The organism is Echinicola strongylocentroti (genome assembly GCF_003260975.1).
GTDB lineage: Bacteria > Bacteroidota > Bacteroidia > Cytophagales > Cyclobacteriaceae > Echinicola > Echinicola strongylocentroti.
Window position 1 is genome coordinate 4,430,456 of sequence record NZ_CP030041.1, and the last position, 20,185, is coordinate 4,450,640.

A 20,185-nucleotide genomic window follows, 5' to 3' on the forward strand; every position below is an offset into this window, starting at 1 on the left:
TAAGATAGTTTTATTATTCGTCTATTTGATCCAGTTCATGTAATTCTTCTGTGAAGCCTCCTGACAATATCGGGAACCTGCACCAGGTCTTGGGATCCACGTTGAAGTCGTCCAAGTGGAAGGAAGGAGCCAAGCGTTCCCGCTTCCATTGGTTTCTGGACCACAGTCGGAAGAATTTATGGATATAATTTTTTAATTGAACGGGAGATATGTCAAGTTCTTGTTTGAGGATCAGGTAAATGTCAGCAGGTTTTCTGCGGTCTCGTATGGCGAGACGTTCGATTTCGACGATGACCGGATAGGGCATCAGGTCTTGTTCGTCCGTCTGATGTTGCTCTTGTGGGCGTAGCTCAGCAGTAGGCTGAAGGGAGTTCACCCTCCTGAGACCTTCGTAGCCTAGCTCTTCTTCTGCCCATCTTAGCCACTGAAGGATAAAATCCTTGTCCACTGCAGCAATAGGAGAAATACTTCCACTAGTGTCTCCGTCCATGGTGGCATACCCTACATCTCCTTCACTCCTATTTGAGGTGGCAAGGAGAAGTGCGTTGTTCAGGTTGGCAAGCATCCAGATGACAGGAGCCCGTACCCTGGCTTGGATATTTTGTAGGGTAATGTCATCTTGGCTCCACGTGAGCTTTCGGTCTATGGCGGTTTCTATTTTTTGGGTGTAAGAACTCACCTCCTCGCTGATCTTCCAGTCATAGAAAGTAGCTCCTAGGCTCTCTGCCAAGCATCTTGCACTGGCCAATGTATCCTCTGAAGAGTTCTCAGAACCTTGGTAGGCGGTGGTCAGTACGTGTTTTACAATTGACTTGATCGTGGTATTTTCATCTAGAGAGATAGTTAAATGGGCCCTTTTTAGAAAATTGTCCAATCCTAGTTCCCTGACACCTCTCTTGACCATTTCTGCGACGAGTGTAGCAATAGAAGAAGAATCGGCCCCTCCGCTAAGTGAAAGTACGAATCCGGTACTACGGCTTTTTCGCATATAATCGAACAGTGCCAGGCAAACTGCAGCGGTGAATTCCTCGTTCTGATTGTGCGAGGAGTCTATTGCCGGTGACGGGGCAGGGGACTTTGTGAAGTCCCAGTCATAAACCTGATATGGCTTATATGAAAGCAATTTGTTTTTAACGAGTAGTTTGCCGTTTTGGGCGAAGAGTACTTCCCCGTCAAAGATCATCCTTCCTGCCTCGTTCCCCAACAGGTTGACGTAAAAGTAAGCGGCATCCAGTGAAGCACTGCTTTCTATGACAAGTTCTTCCCTGTGGGCACTTTTTCGCATGGCAAAGTGGCTGGCGCTGGGATTGAATATGAGGTCCACATTCCGGTCCTTTAGTCGATAGCCGGGACGAAGATCTCCTCTCCAGGCGTCTTCACAAATCTCAAAACCATAAGTGACTCCCTTCTTGTTAAAAACAATGTCTCCAAAAGGAACACTTGTACCATAAAAGTCCAGCGAGGTGATTTTTCCTGCTTTCCATGGTGTAAACCAGCGAAACTCATAATGTACGCCATCTATGGCCAAAAACTGCTTGGCCATAAATCCCAATACCTTATTGTCTTCAAGGACGGCAGTGCAATTAAAAAGTAGCTCACCTATCCTGACGGGAACGCCAATGCATACCGTAATATCCTTAGTGAGTGGAAGAAGTTTTTTGAGTTGCCCGAACGCTTTCTCAGGATACCATCTGCTCAAGAAAAGGTCTTCACTGCCATATCCAGTGATGGCCAGCTCAGGAAAGCACAGCAGCTCGATTCCCTTTGACTTGGCTTCAGTGATGGCATCAGTGATATTTTTAAGGTTGCCTTCCCAATCGAGAGGAGTCTGATTGACCGTGGCCCCACCTATTTTCAAAATTGACATATAGCAAGGTGAATTTGAAGTTGACCTTCCCTCAAGCATAAGACGGAAGGTCGCTTAATACCCATTAACACAATTGGCAAATATAGGGTTCTATAGGGCCAAATTCAGTTTTTCGCAGGCATTTTTTGCAGCTTCTTGTTCTGCTTTCTTTTTTGTAGGGCCCTTTCCTTCTGTAAATAGCTCCTTCTCGATCCATAGTTCGATGATGAACTCTTTGAAGCGTTGGGACCCAGTGACCGATTGAAGGGTGAATTCTACCTCTTTATTTTCTCGCTGGGACCATTCTATGATCTTGCTTTTGAAGTTGGTGACGGTGGTAATGATATTGTCCAGGTCAAAATAAGGGGATAAAATCCTGGTGAGGATAAATCTTCGACAGAAATCATAGCCTCTGTCCAAGTAGACTGCGCCCACCAATGCTTCCAAGGTGTCACCGTAGATGGATTTATGGGTATATAGCCCTTTATCGGAGAGGTCTGATTCGACGATGTTGGAAAGGCCGATTTTCTGACCTACCTGGTTGAGGGATTCCCTGTTGACGATCCGGGAGCGGGTTTCGGTAAGGAAGCCTTCGTCCCTGTAGGGGAATTTGATAAAAAGGTGCTCGGCGACTACAGTGCCCAGAACGGCATCTCCGAGAAATTCCAATCGCTCATTGGAAGCTTTTACGCCTTGCCTGATTTCCTCGGCAGCAGAGGAATGGCGGACGGCGAGCTTATATAACGACAAATTCAAAGGCTTGCTGCCTACCATTAACTTAATGGCAGCAGCAAGCCTTTTGTCTTTTTTATTATAAAGTAGTTCGTGTAATCTGAGTGTTCGAAATATTTTCAAGGTCGGATTACTCAGTTATTTTTTTGAAAATGACAGAGGCATTATGTCCGCCAAATCCAAATGTATTACTCAAAGCTACATTTACTTCCCGCTCCTGAGCCTTGTTGAAAGTCAAGTTCAGTTTTTCATCAAACGCTTCGTCTTTGGTGAAGTGATTGATGGTCGGCGGTACCAAATCATGGTTAATGGCCATGATCGAAGCGATGGCTTCAATGGCTCCAGCGGCACCAAGAAGGTGTCCTGTCATGGATTTGGTACTGCTGATATTGAGGTCGTAAGCGTGGTCACCAAAGATTCGTTGAATGGCTTTGATTTCACTTACATCTCCCAATGGAGTGGAGGTACCGTGTACGTTAATGTAATCTACCTCTTCCGGGGTTATCCCAGCATCTTCCAGAGCAAACTTCATGACATTACCAGCACCTACTCCTTCCGGGTGAGGTGCGGTGATGTGGTGAGCGTCTGCGGTCATGCCGCTACCGATGATCTCCGCATAGATTTTGGCTCCACGTGCTTTGGCGTGTTCGTATTCTTCAAGGATAATGGCACCAGCACCTTCTCCGAGGACAAAACCGTCACGGTCTTTGTCAAATGGTCGAGAGGCCACTGCTGGATCATCATTCCTTTGGGAAAGGGCCTTTAGCGCATTGAATCCACCAACACCTGCTTCTGTGACGGCAGCTTCAGAACCTCCTGAAACAAATACATTGGCCTTGCCCAGCCGGATGTAATTGTAGGCATCGATCAGGGCATTGGTGCCAGAAGCACATGCGGATACCGTCACAAAGTTAGGCCCTTGGAGGCCATACTTCATGGAGATGAATCCTGCACTGATGTCAGCGATCATTTTGGGGATAAAAAACGGATTGAAACGAGGTGTTCCATCACCAGTCGCAAAACTGGTTACTTCGTCTTGAAAAGTCTTCAAGCCCCCTATACCGGAACCCCAGATCACACCGGCCTTACTGAGGTCGATCTTTTCTAGGTCCAGACCAGAATCCTTCATGGCTTCCTCGGATGCGATGACCGCATACTGGGTGAAGGGATCCATTTTACGGGCTTCTTTTCTATCGATAAATTGCTCGATGTCGAGGCCTTTTACCTCACAAGCAAATTGTGTCTTGAATTTTGAGGCGTCGAATCTCGTAATAGGAGCAGCACCGCTCACCCCATTAGCTAGCCCCTTCCAGTATGCCGGAACGGTATTCCCTAATGGCGTAAGGGCGCCTAAACCTGTTACTACAACTCTTTTTAAATTCATAAATGAATTTTGAGAAGTTAAATTATTTTACGTTTGCTTCCAGGTAGCTTACAGCTTGACCTACAGTGCCGATTTGTTCAGCTTGGTCATCTGGAATAGAAATGTTGAATTCTTTTTCGAATTCCATGATAAGCTCAACCGTATCCAAAGAGTCAGCGCCAAGATCATTAGTGAAGCTTGCTTCAGGAGTTACTTCAGATTCTTCTACGCCTAACTTATCCACGATAATGGCTTTTACTTTTTGTGCAATTTCAGACATTTTGTGATTAGTTTAGTTAAAACACTCCGCAAAGAAATATATTTAATACCTTAATGTCAAAAAAAACCGATAACTAAATTTAAGATATTATGATGAAACATTGAAGTTGAGCAATTATTTTTAATTTTGTTCTTCTAAAAAACCTCCCTTCATGAGGAAGACAAAACTCCAGGTAGAACACGATTTTAATTTTGATCTTTTAGGTCTGGTAGCTCCAGTGAAGGACTACAAGATGGCCTGGGTGGTCAATAGTTTGCTGGGAATCAGGATGATAAAGATAGATGATTTTAAGCTGGAGTTTTTAAATCAGCCCAAGCTGGAGATTTCTCGCTACATTTTGGAAAAAGATCACGGGTATATTCAGTTATTAAAGAACCGTTCTTTTTCAGATTCGGGACAAACGCTGTATCTTGTGCCAGAATTAAAGATTATGGATTATTTTCTTCTCCTACAGGATTTCACCCAGGAGACAAGCCTTAATCAATGCATAGGACAGCTGTCCCACAGTAACTATGTGCAGAATATAGTCAAGCTGGATGTGGAAAAGCTAAAGTCAAAAGAGAACCTATTAACCTATTAAATATAATAATATACATACAATGAACTTACCCATCGCGAATAAGAAGACCAAGATTTTGGCTACAGTTGGGCCGGCTTCAAACAACGAAAAGACGCTTACGGATTTGGTGAAGGCTGGAGTAAATGTGTTCAGGCTGAATTTTTCCCATGGAAATCACGAAGGTCATGCCGAAGTCATTCAACTGATCCGTAAGATCAACAAAGATTACGGATTGAATGTAGGGATTTTGCAGGATTTGCAAGGACCAAAAATCCGTGTCGGAGAAGTGGAAAACAATGGTGTGGAGATCAAAGAAGGTGAACCAATTACCATTACCAACGAAGCGGTCGTCGGTACTTCCTCTTTGGTGAGCACCGTTTACCAAAACCTTCCACAGGATGTGGTGGCTGGTGACAGGATTTTGATCGATGATGGTAATCTCGAAGTGGCGGTAAACAGTACAGATGGAAAAAACGTCAACTGTACCGTAGTCCACGGAGGAATACTGAAATCCCGAAAAGGCATCAACTTACCCAATACCAAAGTAAGTGCGCCATCACTGACCGAAAAGGACAAAAAGGATTTGGAGTTTGGCCTCGAAAATGAAGTGGACTGGATAGCCCTTTCCTTTGTCCGTTCTGCTGAAGACATTATCGACCTTAAGAAGAGGATTGACGCTAAAGGAAAGGCGTGTAAGATCGTAGCCAAGATAGAGAAACCAGAAGCGCTGGACAATATCGATGAGATCATCGAAGTCACAGACGGCGTAATGGTGGCCCGTGGTGATCTAGGCGTAGAAGTACCCATGGAGATGGTGCCGCTATGGCAAAAGAGAATCGTGGAGAAATGTAAGCAGGCCAGCAAACCAGTCATCATCGCTACACAGATGCTGGAAAGCATGATCCAAAACCCACGTCCTACCCGTGCGGAAACCAATGACGTGGCCAACGCCGTACTGGATGGTGCTGATGCAGTGATGCTCTCTGCGGAGACCGCTTCCGGTTCCTATCCTGTTCATGCGGTGGAAGCGATGACCAAAGTGATCCAATACGTGGAAAATAATTCAGATGTCTATCACTATCTGTATGATATTCCAGAAAATAGCGATTATTTCGTGAGCAATAACGTGATCATGATGGCTTCAGGCTTGTCCAAAAACGTCAATGCCAAGGCCATTGTAGGGATCACCGCTTCAGGCTTTACGGCGTTCAGGATTGCATCTCACCGCCCATTTGCCAAAAACTTTGTGTTTACACACAATAAGACGTTGATTACTCAGCTTAGCTTGGTGTGGGGAGTGACTGCCTATTTCTTTGAAGGAAAGCAAGTGTCCACAGATGAGACCATTACCTTTATCCAAGATACCTTGAAGGAAAGAGGCCATCTAAAAGTAGGTGATATCATGATCAATACCGCAAGCATGCCGCTAAAGGACAAAGGCAAGACCAATATGCTGAAAATCCACATGGTGGAGTAGAAGGTCATTATTCAAATACAACCATTCAAAAGCACCTTGAGCGATCGAGGTGCTTTTTTATTGGGTAGGTAGTGGGTATTACGAAATTTAGTTGTTTTATGCTCTTGTGCCCAAGGTGTTGGTGGAGTAACTTTACTTGTAACTTAATGATTGTTATTGAGTTGTTTTGTTACCTGATTAACCTTTACTATAATGAGCCCCCTTGTTTAGTTAAAGCGAGGGGGAGTGTCACTCTGGACTGATAAACAGATCCGTTCAGGGTGACATTTTCATTAATTCACTAAATGGACGATGTTGGTTTGCATATTCAACTTCAGGAGAGCTACCAAATCTGGTCAGTATTTACACCATCCGTCAGCTGGAAGACGCACTGGCAGTTTCGCATGCCTGGGAAATAGGAGCGAAATCGATAAAAAACAACTACTGTCCTCTGACAAAATTTCACATGTGCTGAAAAGTAGATCTAAACGAAATGAGAAAAGATTAGTTGGATTTCCACAAACTATCACGTCCTCTGAATACCTGATCAGAAAGTCCCCTTTAGGGGATTTAGGGGTGGTTTTTAACGAGTTTCCTTCGAAGACAAAATCTTTACTCGGACGCCATTGAAAAACAACTTGGACGCTGCTTTCAGCTAATGGATAGTTTTATGGAAGCATTCCTGTTAACCTGAGCTCGACTTAATTTTAGTATTAAAAGCGTCATAGCGAACCCTTTTTAGGAGGATGTGGGTTGGAAAAGGGTGTGGCAATCCCGAAATACTGAGACTGCCACGGCTTCCACCCGCTCAGACCTCCCTCTAAGCCTCGCAGTGCATGTTCCGACCACTGTACGGAAACGGTTTTATAATCGAACTGAGGTTGTTATATACCCAGTGCTTTTGTCTTTATTCTTTCTTCTACCCTTGATACTTCTACTGTCTATCAGCTAACCCGTGACAGGACCTTTAGGCGCGACCATAAGTACTTTTTCCTGATCGACCATCACGGCACCTGCGGGGGATCCTTTTACCTTTCTGACGTATTTACAGGGAGTGTAGATCACTGCGGCAAGGGATTCGTTTTTGCTTTTGGAGTAGTAGGCTGCCAACTCGGCGGCCCGTTCCAGGGTAGTTTGGGGGATGGTGAGGCCTGATTTGTACTTGATGATGACGTGGGACCCTGCCACGTCTTTGGCGTGGAGCCATATATCATCTTTCCAGCTAAAATACCGGAGCATTTGGTCATTCGCTTTAGCGGATTTGCCTACCAAGATCTCAAAACCGTCGATTTCAAAACGCTTGAAAGGGACGTTGGTTTGGTCTTCTTTGGATTTGGGAGATAGTTGGTTGGTTTTGGAAAACTCCCTTAGTGCTTTGAAGTCGTCAATAGTGGTCAGCTCTTCCAGTAGCGTTTCGAGTTGCAGGAAATAATCCTCTTTTTCTGATAGGTTTTTTTGGAGTTGTTGTACTTCTATTTTCCCGTTTTTGGATTTTCGGTAGAGGTTTTCGGCGTGCTTTTGAGGGGTAAGTCCTTTTTTTAGAGAGATGGTGATTTCCTTGTTTTGATAGAAGTCAAACAAGGTGGTTGTTTCAGCACCTTGTGGGATTTGATGGAGATTGGCCATGATGACATCGGCTGTTTGGCTGGGAGGGGGGCTGTCTTGCAGTTCGGCCAGTTTTTTTGATGTTTTACTCAGGTAGGCACTGGTTTTCTTTTTTTGGTCTTCCAGTTTTCTGACCATAAGGTTTTTTTCTTTTTCGAAGGCTTGATGAATGACGGCATGCTGGAAGTACTCATTGCAGCTTCTTACAGGGTCAGCTGAAGAAAACACCGCGTTTTGTACTGGGAGAAGGGTGAGCAGGTATTGGTCATTTTTCTTGGTGATGCTGAAGAGGGGGGCATTCAGCATATCGATCATCTCTTGCATCAACAGCCACTTGGTTTCGATATCCGCTTCAATGTAACCTTGGGACTTTAACCATTCCCGAGGGACTTTCCCTAGTGTGGGTAAGAATGTGGCTGCTTTCCCTCCTTGTTTTAGGAATTCCTCGTAGGAAAGGTCCAAGTGTCTCTCCAGTTCATGGAGGGCAATATTGTGGTCTTCCTTGAGTTCATTTCTAAACAGGGCCGAGGGACGACTATCGTCGGTACCTGTATAAAGAAGGATATTGCTGCGACTTCCGTGTAGTTTGAAGAGCAGGGTCTTTTGGGAGTTGAAATCAATTCTGAATGCTCTCTCAAATGATAATACCCGAACGGAATCGACCGTGTCTCCGATGAGCTCCGGAAATAGGTCGACGCTGTTTTTTTTGCTTCGTTTATAATCCTCAGGGAAACTAAGGCAGGGGTTGGATGGGCTGAGGTTTGCCCTCAGGAAATGGGATCGGCTCTCATTAGTAAACCCCATGACCAACTCGTCTTTATTTTGGGAAAAACAAGTGGCCAATTCCAGCCCTGCGAATAATTTGTCGATTGCTGGACAGAGGTATTGGAGGAAATGATAGTTGAGGTGCATGGTTATAGGCTGATCGTAAGGCCATCGTAGGCCAAGAATACATTCTCTGGTAGCTGCTCTTCCACTTTTTGGTGCGAACCAAGTTTATGGCTGATGTGGGTAAGGTAGGCTTTTTCAGGCTTAATGATGTCAATGAGCTCCAGTGCTTCCGAGAGGGTAAGATGCGAAAGGTGTTCTTTTATTTGAAGAGCATTTAGCACTAAAGTTTTAGTGCCTTTTACCTTTTCCAGCTCTTTTTTATCAATGTATTTTGCATCGGTGATGTAGGTAAAATCTTTTATTCTGTAGCCGAAGACAGGAAGCTTATAATGCATTACCAAAATAGGCGTAAATGTCGTTCCGAGCACTTCAAATGGTTCGTTGCTGATTTCATTGGTGACCACTTGAGGGACTCCTGGATATTTTTTTGGGGCGAAGACATAGGAGAATTCCCGTTGGAGCTGGTCGAGTACTGCAGTGGTGCCATAGAGCGGCATATCCTTCATCTGCATAAAATTAAACGGCCTGATATCGTCCATTCCAGCGGTGTGGTCCTTGTGCTCGTGCGTATAGATGATGGCATCCAATTCACAAATGCCTTCACGGAGCATTTGGGCCCTGAAATCCGGGCCGGTGTCGATCACAAAACTATTATTGTCTACTTTTAGGTGAATGGAGCTTCTCAGTCTTTTGTCTCGGAAATCCACTGAAGAGCAAGTCTCGCATTTGCAGCCGATAACGGGGATTCCCTGTGATGTTCCTGTGCCTAGAAAAGTAACTTTCATTTGTCTTCTGATTGTTCAATGTTTGTTTTGCCCATCCAAGATGACGTAGAGTTGTGTTTTCTGAATTTGATAAATGGTGTCAGGGCCAATGAATGCAAAACATAAAAACTAGAGCTTTAATTCCGTTTGCTGAAGCTCGATATAGAAGTCTTGGTTTTTTTTGTTTTTGAACTCCTTTGGGTTGAAATTGAGTTCTTTGAGGATGTCGATCAGGGTATTGACTTTCCCTTCCAAGGTGTAGTATTTGTTGATGATTACCACTTTGGTGTCTTTGAGGATACAGTAGCCTGATTTAAAGTTTCCTTTTTCATAGCGCAGCATGTAGTCCGATTCTGCAAAAAGACTTTCTATCTTATCCAAATTAGTTTTTGTGTACTTAATTGCCATTTGGAATATAGGGTAACGGATTATTCTGCGCTTAGATGCTTCTTTACTGTGGACAGTAAGAGGTCATAGTCCAATGGTTTTTGGAGGTAATCATTTAGACCTGCTTGCTTAAAGTCCTCCATCGTGTAGTTTTTATAGTTGCCGGTAATGGCGATCACGGGGATGGTTGCTTTTTTTGGATCCTTGAGCGCTCTAATGGCTTTGGTGCATTCGATACCGTCCATTTTGGGCATATTGATGTCCATCAGGATTAGGTCATAATCCTCATCTGCTAGTTTGTCCAATACTTCTTTACCATTTTTGACAGCTGTAATTTCGTAGTTTTCAAACAGCAATACATTTTTAGTCAGGTTGATAATTACCGAACTATCCTCAGCTACTAAAACTTTTTTACTCTCGCTCATTTTAAGATAAGTTGTTTAATTCTTGCAAATGCGATTTGAATACCTGCAGTTGATCTTGCAATGTTAAATAATCTTCGACAATATCATTGTAATTTGAGGTTTTTATTTTTTGTTCAAAAATACTGGCATGCTTAAATAGTATTCTTGCGCCTAAAGTCCCCGAGTTGCCTTTTAATATATGAAGTTTTTCGTCAATATCTGCATATATCTTCTGATCTATTAATAATCCTATTTCGTCCAGCAGTGTTTTGGCTTCTTCATAAAAGTCTTGGTAGACTGTTTTGATGTCTTCGTCAGAGTTGTATTTTTTTAGCTGACTGTATACTTTTTGGTCCAGGATACATTGGTCTTCATTCTGCTGACTGTGCCCGGATCCCAAGTGGTTTCTATGTAGGTGGTTGCTGATGCTTTCCAATAGGTCCTTAGGCTTTACGGGCTTGTCAATAAAATCGTCGAAACCTGCAGATAAAAAATAATCCCTGTCTGTTTGGTCAGAATAAGCAGAAATAGCAATCACCGGTGCATTGGTCAATCCTTCGGATTTTATGATCTTTAAGGCAGTGATCCCGTCCATGATGGGCATTTGGATATCCATCAAGATAAGGTCGAAAATTTCACTTTTGATTTTATCAATAGCCTCTTGCCCATTTTCAGCAGATGAAAATGGAAAGTTATGACAGATGATGTTTTCAAAAACCTTTCTGTTCAGATTGTTGTCGTCTACTATTAATATCCTTTTGTTTTCCATGACCTAATCCTCTAATTTTGGGCCATTGGTTCCCTAAATTTGTTTGGTCTATTGTTGTTGAAAAAAAATAAATATCTTCTAATAGTGGCTGGTCCTACGGCAGTGGGAAAAACCGATCTATGCATAAAGCTAGCTAAAAAATTCAAAACAGCTATCATTTCTTCTGATAGTAGGCAGTTTTACATTGAGACCAATATCGGGACGGCCAAGCCGTCTGCTGTGGATATGAAAGATGTACCGCATTATTTTGTAGACAATCTGTCCATAAGAGAAGATTATGATGTGAGGAAATTTGAAAAGGACGCTTTGCAGCTTTTGGAAAAATTGTATGAAGAGCACCACGTGGTCATCATGACTGGAGGTTCAGGCCTGTATATTGATGCCGTTTGTGATGGGTTTGATGCGATTCCGGATATTGATCCCTCGATCAGGCAGTCACTTAATACGTTATTTGAGGAGCAGGGAATAGAGGCCTTGCAGGCAACACTAGCAGCATTGGATCCCGACTATTATGCCACCGTGGACATTTATAACCCACAGCGGTTGATTAGAGGCTGCGAAGTCACTTTAGGTACAGGGAAGCCTTTCAGTAGTTTTCGTAAAAGGAAGAAAGCAAAGCGCCCGTTTGAAGTGATCAAAGTGGGGCTGGAACGCGATAGGGAGGAGCTCTATGCACGGATCAATTTACGCATGGACCAAATGATAGCGGCAGGGCTTTTTGCTGAAGCGGAGGCATTGTTTCCTTACCGTCATTTGAATGCGCTGCAAACCGTAGGCTATACGGAGGTTTTTGGGTACTTGGAAGGGAAATATGATAAAGAAGAAGCGGTAAGGCTATTAAAAAGAAATTCCAGAAGATATGCCAAAAGGCAAATGACCTGGTTTAAGAGAGACGGCCAAATTCAGTGGTTTTCACCGGGGCAGTTTGATGAAATTACGAAATACGTCGAGGATCAAATGCGGCCTTGACCAGTGATCTTCGCTACGATGCTGTAAGGTGTTGTTTTTATCAGCTCGTTGTATTGGTGTTTAAGGAGTTTTGCTTGCCCAAGTTGGGTTTTTATTTTTTTCCTTTCTGGATGACCTGACTCGAATTGTGATTCGATTGCCGCCTGTATATTGTCCAGATTGACTTCTGTTTTGGAGCAAGCGGCCAGTTGCTGGCGTAGATTTGACACCGCTGCCTTATATTGTTCTTTTTTTTGGGCGATGCTATGGTTGACCACCATTCCAAAGAGCAATATAAAGCTAGTCAGTGTTAGTAATATCGGAATAAATCCCATGTGTTAAATGCTAAGTATTTCTATCAGTTTTAATGTATCACGGTTCAACGGCTTGCTTTTAGTGATACAATCTTCAAAACTCGTGTAGACTACTTCGTCATGGATAATCCCGGCCATGCAATTGGCTTGGCCGTTCATTAGGCCTTCTACAGCTGCCATGCCACATCTACTGGCTAGCATCCTGTCTTTTCCTGTTGGGCTTCCTCCACGCTGGATATGTCCAAGGGTAGTGACCTTGAAGTCTTTGGAGTCATCGTTGATGGTGTGTTTGACTTTTTCCATGATTTCGGCAGCGCTGCCTTCTTCATCACCCTCGGCCACTACGATTACACTAGATGTTTTGGTTTTTCGAGAACCTTTCAGCTTTTCTACCACTTCGTTAAGAGTGGTTTTGGTTTCGGGGACCATGACCATTTCAGCACCGCCACCTAGGCCGCATTCTACCGCAATATATCCGCTGTCCCGTCCCATTACCTCAATGAAAAATATGCGGTCGTGCGCTGCTGCGGTGTCGCGTATTTTGTCTATTGCTTCTAAGGCTGTATTGATCGCCGTGTCAAAGCCAATGGTGAAATCTGTCCCAAAGATGTCGTTATCGATAGTGCCTGGGCACCCAATGGTTGGGATCCCGTATTCTTCATAGAATACTTTGGCACCTGTAAAGGTACCGTCACCACCTATGGCCACCAAGCCTTCGATTCCATGTTTTTGCAATTGTTCGTAAGCTTTTTTTCTGCCCTCCTTGGTGCGAAACATTTCGCTGCGAGCAGATTTGAGAATGGTTCCTCCGCGTTGGACGATGTTACTTACGGCGTGGGACTCCATTCGTTGGATCTCGCCATTGATCATGCCATCATAGCCGTACATGATTCCGTACATTTCCATACCGTGGAAAATCCCGGTTCGCACCACCGCCCTTATACAGGCGTTCATGCCGGGCGCATCTCCTCCAGAGGTTAATACAGCAATTTTCTTCATCGGTCTAATTATAGGTTTTATAGTGAGCCAAAATTAAGCATTAATGAATGGAATAGTAATTAAATAGGTAAATCTTTTGTCCCTGTTTGGCTTGGTGGGTAGGGCAATCCATGATCCCATTCTTTTCTGCAGTCTGGTGTTAATTGCGATTTACTGGTGATTTTTTTTGATGAACGGATTGCTTTATTATATTTGTCAATAACCAATATAGTAGAATATTATTTTAATTTTTGCAAATTCATTTAAATATAGTTTTGTGTTTTTTAAACGTAATTATGTGAATTTTGTAAAAATTCTTTGTTTAGGTAATTGATACCAGACGCCAAATCTTATGAAAAGAACACTACTCCTATGCATTATGGGGATAATGCTCTGTGGTGCAGTACGCCCATTTTCGGGTGGAATGACACCCGGTGCATCTCCTGTAATCAACACCACGCCTGGCTACACGGAATTTGAACCGGGAAAAGGTGCTGTCACCATTGATAAAGAGGTGACCGTGACCGATGAGGATTCGCCAAAAGCCGCCAAAGCGGTGGTGAAGTTAACTAATCTCCCCGATGGAGGGAATGAATTCATCAACATTGCCCCTGATGTGGTAGACCTGGCCAATGATAATGGCCTCACGGTAAATTATAATTTTACCAATGGTGAATTGACCATTACCGGTGAGGCAGATTTTTCCCTTTACCAACGCATTTTTAGGGAATTGACCTACAATAATTTTTCTCCTATTCCCGATATCGCTGATCGAATCGTGAAATACTCGATTTATGATACTGAGGGAAACACCAGTGCCGAGCAAACGAGAATCATCAGGGTGAAAAATGTGCCCGCTGTCATTACTGAAATTCAGCCTGTGGCAGACGGGTTATATGGAATTGACGATGCGGTGGCTGTTACCGTTGTCTTTAACAGACCCGTTTGGGTGAATGGGGGGACTCCCCAGATCCCGCTACAAATTGGAGAACAGGCTGTCATGGCCAGCTATAGCTCAGGCGCTGGTTCCAAGGAATTGGTTTTTGTTTATACCGTAGTGGAGGGAGACCTGGATGAAGATGGAGTCGAGTTTACCCAAGAAGTCCGTCTGAATGATGCAGCTATAGTGGACAGTGTGGATGAGCCAGCTGATCTGCAGGTTGATGGTTTTCCAAGTACTTCAGGTATAGGAGTAGACGGAATCCGTCCATTTGTTGCTGCGGTTACTTTGCCAGAGGATGGTGCCTATTCCGTTTGTGGAAACAGTATGCTGAAGTTTGTGCTTTCGATGAGTGAAACCGTCACGGCAAACGAAGATATAAAGTTGGATATCACGCTGGATGCAGGAGCACGAACAGCGCGTTTTGTGCCTTCAGAGTCCACCGCCGACGAGTTGGTGTTCGTGTATGATGTGGCATCTGGGGATAAGGACGAAAATGGTATCAGTGTATCTGGCTTGGCTCTCGGCGAAGGAGTGATAGCTGATCAGGCTGGAAATGAACTGACAGATATCGCCTTGGACAGTGCTGCCGTGGCTGAGGCCAATAATATTATAATAGATGGTACCGCACCGGCACCGCCTCAGGTTACTGCTATCACGCCGGATAGTGGGGTGTCTTCCTCAGATGGGATTACCAACACTTCTGCCTTAATGATAGCCGGGACTGCGGAGGCTGACCTGTCAGTAGAAATCTTCGCCAATGATGATAAAGTAGGGGAGGCAATGGCTGATTCGGAGGGTAAATGGACCTTCGATGCGACGGGACTGGAGTGGGAGGAAGGACAGTATGAGCTTTCTGCTGTAGCAGTGGATGGTTCCTGTAATTCCAGCGAATCGAGTAATACCTTATTGTTGACCCTGGATCTGAACGGGCCTTTGGTAAGTGTCACAAACACGGAGGTAAGCCTTGGTGAAAATGGTGAGGTATTGGTTACAATAGAGGAATTGGTGGATAGTTACAGTGATAATTATTCATCTATGGAGACAATTGAACTGGCTATGGAAAAGGATGTCTTTACCTGTGAAGACCTAGGTGAAAATACAGTGACGATCACCGCAACCGACTTAGCGGGCAATGTCACCGAAACCAACGCATTGGTGACCGTGGTACACAACGAAGCCCTGTCTTTTGTAGTGGAAGACCTCGAAGTATCGCTGGACGAAAATGGATTGGCGGAGTTAGTGTATTCGGATGTGGTAAAAGGTCTCAACGGGACGTGCTTGGACTTAGATAGGTTCACATTTGAATTGAGCAAGTCCAGTTTTAGTTGTGGCGATGTCGGGAGCCATAATGTATCCATTGCCATTACGGGAGAGAACGGTTTTACCGCTTCGGAGGAAGCTTTGGTAAAGGTGACAGATGATGCTGCTCCCCAGATCAGTGGAGGGGACGAGAATGTGGACGTTTTTGTAGGTTTATCTGGCGAGTATGTAATGGAGAATTATTTGGAGATCTTCGAGGTTTCTGATAATTGTACTGTAGCGATGACCAATCAGTCTCCTGCGGAAGGAGCTGTATTGACGGGATATGGGACGCCTCATGTCGTGAAAATCACAGCGACAGATGATGCTGGTAATGTGACGGAACATGAGTTTACCATTACCCTAAAAAGCAATATTATAGCCTCATTGGTGGACCCGGACCTATTGACGGTCAGTTGGGGTACAGAAGAGGAGGAGCTGCCGTTGCCAGAGCAGGTGGAAGCCGTCTTGGTGTCAGGAGAGACGGTAATGGTGGAGGTGGCTTGGGATATCCAACACTACGATAATATGTCACCGGGACTTTATCAAAATGCTGGAACAGTGTCCCTCACCGAATCAGGATATAGCTATGATGGTGACAGGCAGCCTATGTTGACTATTGTGGTGAATGAAAAATCATTGCCCGAAGACATATTATTAAGTGAGGATGAGTTTTCGGTGGAGGATGATCCCAATGCGCCGCTGGGGATACTGACCACTGTGGATGTGGATGATGACCAGCATAGCTATGCGCTTATCGGAGAGTATGATGACGAGCAGTTCTTCTATATTCTTGGTGATCGTCTTTTTTGGACACCTGAAGCGATGCCGGAAGACCAGCATGAATTCACCATCACTATCAGTAGTACTGACAGGATCGGGAATAGCATAACCAAAACCTTCTTGATAACCAGATCAAAGCCAGCGCTGGATGACTTGACCATTAGCAATGTGTTCAGCCCAAATGGTGATGATATTAATGATGATTGGGGAGTGCCGTCCTTGAAGTTTTATGGTGAGGTGAAGCTGATGATTTTTGAAAGAAGTGGGAAGATGGTCTTTGTGACCTACGATCCTGAAGAACGATGGGATGGGAGGTACGAAGGCGGCGACCTTCCTGTCGGGTCCTATTATTACGTGATTGAATTAGGGGAAGAGCAGGCGAAGCGAAGAGGGGTGCTTACCCTGATTCGGAACTAATTCGATATGAAGGCTACTATGAAACGTGAAAACATGAAAAAGATCATTCTAATCCTCCTTATAATGCCAGCTCTTATCAATGATGGGCTTGGCCAGAGTAGAAAATACTTTAGTTATTTTAATGCGCTCCAAAGTTATTACAATCCAGCCTTGGTAGGCTTGGAAGGGAGTAGTGCCAGAAGTATTGTCCGTAACCAGTGGAGTGGAATCGATGGAGGCCCCAAGACAGTTTATGGAAGTGTTGAGGGAGAATTTGCTCAGATTGGAGGCAGCGATAGTGTTCCTTCCATTGGGAGAAATGCGATAGGACTTTCAGTGATGTATGATAAGCATGGGGCATTTAGTGAAACAGAGCTATTGCTTAACTACACTAATCGGATCCGGCTGTCAGAAAAGCATTTCCTTGGTTTAGGTATCGGTGTGAAATACATGAATACAGAACTTGATGGAATGTCCCTGAGCCCGGAGCAGTCCGATGACCCGTCACTTTCCAAATACATGGGAGGTTTTGCAGAAATGAAATTTTTGGATTTTAATTTTGGGCTTGCGTTAAGACATAATAATTATTACGTCGCCTATGCCGTACAGAATCTAGCAGCAGGGAAAATCTCGTCAGGTGATGAGTTTTATACGAAGAGACCGTTGAGTCATAATGTTCAGGCTGGCTATAGAGGAGTGGTGAGTGATAATGTGGGGCTGATAGGAAATGTGCTCTACCGACTTCAGGAAGACCTGCCTTATAATGCTGAGTTTAATTTTAAAGCCTTGTTTATGAATAAAGTATGGCTTGGGGTGGGGCATAGGGTGGATTACTCGACAGGTCTTCAGGCGGGTTTTTTGATGAACCGGGTTAGTGTAGGATATAGTTATGAAATGGCCACCCAACGCCAATCTAGGATGTATGGCAGCACCCATGAGTTTATGGCATCCATAAGGCTCTTTGATCATTATGGGAAGGGGATAATGGCCATGTGGTAGTGCCCTGAAAGAAAAACAACAATTAAAATCGCACCTTTACTGTGCGATTTTTTTTTATCTTCGCCGTGAAATGTCGACAAATATGTTAAAAACCCTTATGTTATGAAAAGCATTTATTTTAATGTTTAATACTTTTTAATATATTTGTTTCAAGTAAAAAGGAGGGTAATTGTGAAATTGTTCCATTTGGGGCCTGTAAAATAAAAGGAATATAATATGAAATTTTTAGTAACTGGAGTTGCTGGATTCATCGGTCATAGTTTAGCGGGGAAACTTTTGCGTGAAGGTCACCAAGTGGTGGGGATAGATAGCCTAAACGATTATTATGATGTTAACTTGAAGCTGGCCAGGTTAAAAGACCTCCATGTGGATGTGGCGGCAATTGACTTACATAAAAAAGTGGCGTCTACGGACGCGAGCTGTTTTGAGTTTGTGAAGATGAAATTGGAAGACGGTAAGGAGCTTTTGGAGCTCTGCTCCGTGGAGCGGTTTGATGTAGTGATCAATTTGGCCGCGCAAGCTGGAGTGAGGTATTCATTGGAAAACCCCCGTGCGTATGTGGATGCCAATATTGTCGGTTTTTTGAATGTCTTGGAAGCATGTAGGCATTATCCGGTGAAACACCTGATCTACGCCTCCTCCAGTTCCGTGTATGGAGCCAATAAAAAAATGCCCTTTTCTACTTCCGATAATGTAGACCACCCAGTCAGTTTATATGCGGCATCCAAAAAATCCAATGAGCTAATGGCCCATACCTATAGCCATTTGTATGGGGTGCCTACTACTGGATTACGGTTTTTTACGGTATATGGCCCATGGGGAAGACCCGATATGGCTTTGTTTATTTTTACCAAGGCCATTTTGGAAGGTAAACCCCTGAAAGTGTTTAATTATGGTAAAATGAAACGTGATTTTACTTATGTAGACGATATTGTGGAAGGAGTCTACAGGGCCGCCTTGGTGCCACCACAGTCAGGAGAAACAGCCACCGAAGAGTACGTTTCCAATGCCCCTTATCGTGTTTTTAATATTGGCAATTCCAAAGCCGTAAACCTGATGGATTTTATCAGGGCCATAGAAAAGGCCACAGGTAAAGAGGCTGTTTTGGAGATGCTTCCTATGCAGCCAGGAGATGTGCCAGCCACATATGCAGACGTCGCAGCGCTTTCAGAAGCTACCGGGTATAAGCCCGATACACTTGTAGAAGATGGGGTGGCCAATTTCGTGGATTGGTACCGTAATTATTATCAAGTATAGGGAAGTCTATTATGGTATTGTTTTTGGTTATCTTAAATTTGTTGGTACATCTAACCAACGTTTTTGAAACCGACCTTTAGCAAAAAGGCAAATACCTACTTTACATGAAAAAATCAATTTTAATTACAGGCGGAGCAGGCTTTATCGGGAGCCATCTGGTCAAGCTATTTGTCAATAAATACCCCGACTACACGATTGTCAATTTGGACAGTCTTACCTATGCAGGCAATCTTGAAAACCTTAAGGAAATAGAGGAAAAGGACAACTATCATTTTGAGAAAGTAGACCTTTTGGACGAGAAAGGATTAGAGGAGGTATTCAAAAAACATCAAATTACCGATGTGGTCCATTTGGCAGCAGAATCCCATGTAGATCGATCTATTTCGGATCCATTGGCATTTGTAAAGACCAATGTCATTGGTACGGTGAACTTGCTGAATGCTGCTAAGACTTCATGGAAGAAATTGGATGGACATTTATTTTACCATGTTTCCACCGATGAAGTGTATGGATCTCTGGATGATGGTGGTTTTTTCTTGGAAACGACAGCTTATGATCCCCAGTCGCCCTATTCTGCTTCCAAGGCTTCTTCTGATCATTTTGTCCGGGCTTATGCCAATACTTATGGCATGAAGACTGTCATTAGTAACTGTTCTAATAATTATGGTCCTAATCAATTTCCTGAAAAATTAATTCCGCTCTGTATCAATAATATTAGGAATAGAAAAGCCCTGCCTGTTTACGGAAAAGGGGAGAATGTCAGGGATTGGCTTTATGTGGAAGATCACGCAGCAGCAATTGACGTGATATTTCACAATGGGACAACAGGAGAAACCTACAATATCGGAGGGTGGAATGAGTGGAAGAACATTGATATAGTAACCCTGCTTTGCGAGATAGTGGACAGGAAGTTAGGTAGGGAAGAAGGTGAGTCTGCAAAGTTGATTACTTTTGTGAAAGATCGTGCTGGCCATGACCTCCGGTATGCCATAGATGCTGGCAAATTGGAGAAAGAATTGGGCTGGAAGCCATCATTACAATTTGAGGAAGGGATAGAAAAGACCGTGGACTGGTATTTGGCCAATGAGGAATGGCTAAAAAATGTGACTTCTGGAGAGTATCAAAAATACTACGATGAGTACTATGAATAATAGCTCCCAATTTTTTGTGATGGAGATTCGGGATAAAAGTATAGTCAAATAAATGTTGTTT

At 43.8% G+C, this 20,185-nt stretch carries 18 protein-coding genes; 7 read left to right on the forward strand and 11 right to left on the reverse strand.

Features of this window, described 5'->3' with window-relative positions:
- Positions 1 to 13 precede the first annotated feature (13 nt).
- The 4 genes from nadE to DN752_RS17195 form a co-directional block, all read right to left on the reverse strand.
- Positions 14 to 1,867: an NAD(+) synthase gene (gene nadE / locus DN752_RS17180; protein ID WP_112785097.1), complete on the reverse strand. Its 1,854-nt coding sequence runs from the start codon at positions 1,865 to 1,867 to the stop codon at positions 14 to 16.
- 90 nt (positions 1,868 to 1,957) lie between these two features.
- On the reverse strand, positions 1,958 to 2,701 hold the full coding sequence (rnc, locus tag DN752_RS17185; protein ID WP_112785098.1) for a ribonuclease III: 744 nt from the start codon (positions 2,699 to 2,701) through the stop codon (positions 1,958 to 1,960).
- A 7-nt stretch (positions 2,702 to 2,708) separates the two neighbouring features.
- Positions 2,709 to 3,962: a beta-ketoacyl-ACP synthase II gene (gene fabF / locus DN752_RS17190; protein ID WP_112785099.1), complete on the reverse strand. Its 1,254-nt coding sequence runs from the start codon at positions 3,960 to 3,962 to the stop codon at positions 2,709 to 2,711.
- Positions 3,963 to 3,984: 22 nt separating this feature from the next.
- Positions 3,985 to 4,221, reverse strand: coding sequence for an acyl carrier protein (locus tag DN752_RS17195; RefSeq protein ID WP_010855324.1), 237 nt, complete (start codon positions 4,219 to 4,221; stop codon positions 3,985 to 3,987).
- A 151-nt stretch (positions 4,222 to 4,372) separates the two neighbouring features.
- On the opposite strand from DN752_RS17195, the gene DN752_RS17200 reads away from it, so the two are divergent.
- Both DN752_RS17200 and pyk read left to right on the forward strand, forming a co-directional pair.
- Positions 4,373 to 4,801: an IPExxxVDY family protein gene (locus DN752_RS17200; protein WP_112785100.1), complete on the forward strand. Its 429-nt coding sequence runs from the start codon at positions 4,373 to 4,375 to the stop codon at positions 4,799 to 4,801.
- Positions 4,802 to 4,820: 19 nt separating this feature from the next.
- Positions 4,821 to 6,257 carry a pyruvate kinase gene (pyk, locus tag DN752_RS17205; protein WP_112785101.1) on the forward strand — a complete coding sequence of 479 codons (1,437 nt, stop codon included), beginning with the start codon at positions 4,821 to 4,823 and terminating at the stop codon, positions 6,255 to 6,257.
- 927 nt (positions 6,258 to 7,184) lie between these two features.
- On the opposite strand, the gene DN752_RS17210 is transcribed toward pyk, so the two are convergent.
- The 5 genes from DN752_RS17210 to DN752_RS17230 form a co-directional block, all read right to left on the reverse strand.
- Positions 7,185 to 8,753: an NFACT RNA binding domain-containing protein gene (locus tag DN752_RS17210; protein ID WP_112785102.1), complete on the reverse strand. Its 1,569-nt coding sequence runs from the start codon at positions 8,751 to 8,753 to the stop codon at positions 7,185 to 7,187.
- Positions 8,754 to 8,755: 2 nt separating this feature from the next.
- Positions 8,756 to 9,517 carry an MBL fold metallo-hydrolase gene (locus tag DN752_RS17215; protein ID WP_112785103.1) on the reverse strand — a complete coding sequence of 254 codons (762 nt, stop codon included), beginning with the start codon at positions 9,515 to 9,517 and terminating at the stop codon, positions 8,756 to 8,758.
- A 108-nt stretch (positions 9,518 to 9,625) separates the two neighbouring features.
- Entirely contained in the window at positions 9,626 to 9,904 is a 279-nt protein-coding gene (locus tag DN752_RS17220; protein WP_112785104.1) for a hypothetical protein, read from the reverse strand.
- 20 nt (positions 9,905 to 9,924) lie between these two features.
- On the reverse strand, positions 9,925 to 10,308 hold the full coding sequence (locus tag DN752_RS17225) for a response regulator (protein WP_112785105.1): 384 nt from the start codon (positions 10,306 to 10,308) through the stop codon (positions 9,925 to 9,927).
- 1 nt (position 10,309) lies between these two features.
- A complete protein-coding gene (locus tag DN752_RS17230; RefSeq protein WP_112785106.1) occupies positions 10,310 to 11,056 on the reverse strand; it encodes a response regulator in 747 nt (248 codons plus the stop codon).
- An 84-nt stretch (positions 11,057 to 11,140) separates the two neighbouring features.
- Between DN752_RS17230 and miaA the strand changes: the two genes are divergently transcribed.
- The gene (gene miaA / locus DN752_RS17235; RefSeq protein ID WP_245949284.1) at positions 11,141 to 12,025 is read left to right on the forward strand and encodes a tRNA (adenosine(37)-N6)-dimethylallyltransferase MiaA; all 885 of its coding nucleotides are present in this window, start codon (positions 11,141 to 11,143) and stop codon (positions 12,023 to 12,025) included.
- On the opposite strand, the gene DN752_RS17240 is transcribed toward miaA, so the two are convergent.
- Positions 12,010 to 12,339: a hypothetical protein gene (locus DN752_RS17240; protein ID WP_112785108.1), complete on the reverse strand. Its 330-nt coding sequence runs from the start codon at positions 12,337 to 12,339 to the stop codon at positions 12,010 to 12,012. The genes miaA and DN752_RS17240 overlap by 16 nt on opposite strands.
- Positions 12,340 to 12,342: 3 nt before the next feature.
- Positions 12,343 to 13,317 (reverse strand): 6-phosphofructokinase, encoded by a 975-nt coding sequence (pfkA, locus tag DN752_RS17245; protein WP_112785109.1) that lies wholly within the window; start codon positions 13,315 to 13,317, stop codon positions 12,343 to 12,345.
- A 331-nt stretch (positions 13,318 to 13,648) separates the two neighbouring features.
- Between pfkA and DN752_RS17250 the strand changes: the two genes are divergently transcribed.
- From DN752_RS17250 to rfbB, 4 genes are all read left to right on the forward strand, one after another.
- Positions 13,649 to 16,738, forward strand: a complete 3,090-nt coding sequence (locus DN752_RS17250) for a T9SS type B sorting domain-containing protein (RefSeq protein ID WP_112785110.1) — start codon at positions 13,649 to 13,651, stop codon at positions 16,736 to 16,738.
- Between the two features lie 33 nt (positions 16,739 to 16,771).
- Complete coding sequence (locus DN752_RS17255) at positions 16,772 to 17,716, forward strand: PorP/SprF family type IX secretion system membrane protein (protein ID WP_112786594.1); 945 nt, start codon at positions 16,772 to 16,774, stop codon at positions 17,714 to 17,716.
- Between the two features lie 216 nt (positions 17,717 to 17,932).
- Positions 17,933 to 18,973 carry an NAD-dependent epimerase gene (locus tag DN752_RS17260; protein ID WP_112785111.1) on the forward strand — a complete coding sequence of 347 codons (1,041 nt, stop codon included), beginning with the start codon at positions 17,933 to 17,935 and terminating at the stop codon, positions 18,971 to 18,973.
- Between the two features lie 104 nt (positions 18,974 to 19,077).
- The gene (rfbB, locus tag DN752_RS17265) at positions 19,078 to 20,124 is read left to right on the forward strand and encodes a dTDP-glucose 4,6-dehydratase (RefSeq protein ID WP_112785112.1); all 1,047 of its coding nucleotides are present in this window, start codon (positions 19,078 to 19,080) and stop codon (positions 20,122 to 20,124) included.
- Positions 20,125 to 20,185: the final 61 nt, after the last annotated feature.

What these genes read in the sequence shown, in the direction of transcription:
- DN752_RS17220 (WP_112785104.1), bottom strand. Translation starts at nt 9,904, where the DNA reads ATGGCAATTAAGTACACAAAAACTAATTTGGATAAGATAGAAAGTCTT.
- pyk (WP_112785101.1), top strand. Translation starts at nt 4,821, where the DNA reads ATGAACTTACCCATCGCGAATAAGAAGACCAAGATTTTGGCTACAGTT.
- DN752_RS17225 (WP_112785105.1), bottom strand. Translation starts at nt 10,308, where the DNA reads ATGAGCGAGAGTAAAAAAGTTTTAGTAGCTGAGGATAGTTCGGTAATT.
- DN752_RS17230 (WP_112785106.1), bottom strand. Translation starts at nt 11,056, where the DNA reads ATGGAAAACAAAAGGATATTAATAGTAGACGACAACAATCTGAACAGA.
- DN752_RS17215 (WP_112785103.1), bottom strand. Translation starts at nt 9,517, where the DNA reads ATGAAAGTTACTTTTCTAGGCACAGGAACATCACAGGGAATCCCCGTT.
- DN752_RS17200 (WP_112785100.1), top strand. Translation starts at nt 4,373, where the DNA reads ATGAGGAAGACAAAACTCCAGGTAGAACACGATTTTAATTTTGATCTT.
- fabF (WP_112785099.1), bottom strand. Translation starts at nt 3,962, where the DNA reads ATGAATTTAAAAAGAGTTGTAGTAACAGGTTTAGGCGCCCTTACGCCA.
- DN752_RS17250 (WP_112785110.1), top strand. Translation starts at nt 13,649, where the DNA reads ATGAAAAGAACACTACTCCTATGCATTATGGGGATAATGCTCTGTGGT.
- rfbB (WP_112785112.1), top strand. Translation starts at nt 19,078, where the DNA reads ATGAAAAAATCAATTTTAATTACAGGCGGAGCAGGCTTTATCGGGAGC.
- DN752_RS17260 (WP_112785111.1), top strand. Translation starts at nt 17,933, where the DNA reads ATGAAATTTTTAGTAACTGGAGTTGCTGGATTCATCGGTCATAGTTTA.
- nadE (WP_112785097.1), bottom strand. Translation starts at nt 1,867, where the DNA reads ATGTCAATTTTGAAAATAGGTGGGGCCACGGTCAATCAGACTCCTCTC.
- DN752_RS17240 (WP_112785108.1), bottom strand. Translation starts at nt 12,339, where the DNA reads ATGGGATTTATTCCGATATTACTAACACTGACTAGCTTTATATTGCTC.
- pfkA (WP_112785109.1), bottom strand. Translation starts at nt 13,317, where the DNA reads ATGAAGAAAATTGCTGTATTAACCTCTGGAGGAGATGCGCCCGGCATG.
- DN752_RS17210 (WP_112785102.1), bottom strand. Translation starts at nt 8,753, where the DNA reads ATGCACCTCAACTATCATTTCCTCCAATACCTCTGTCCAGCAATCGAC.
- DN752_RS17255 (WP_112786594.1), top strand. Translation starts at nt 16,772, where the DNA reads ATGAAAAAGATCATTCTAATCCTCCTTATAATGCCAGCTCTTATCAAT.
- DN752_RS17195 (WP_010855324.1), bottom strand. Translation starts at nt 4,221, where the DNA reads ATGTCTGAAATTGCACAAAAAGTAAAAGCCATTATCGTGGATAAGTTA.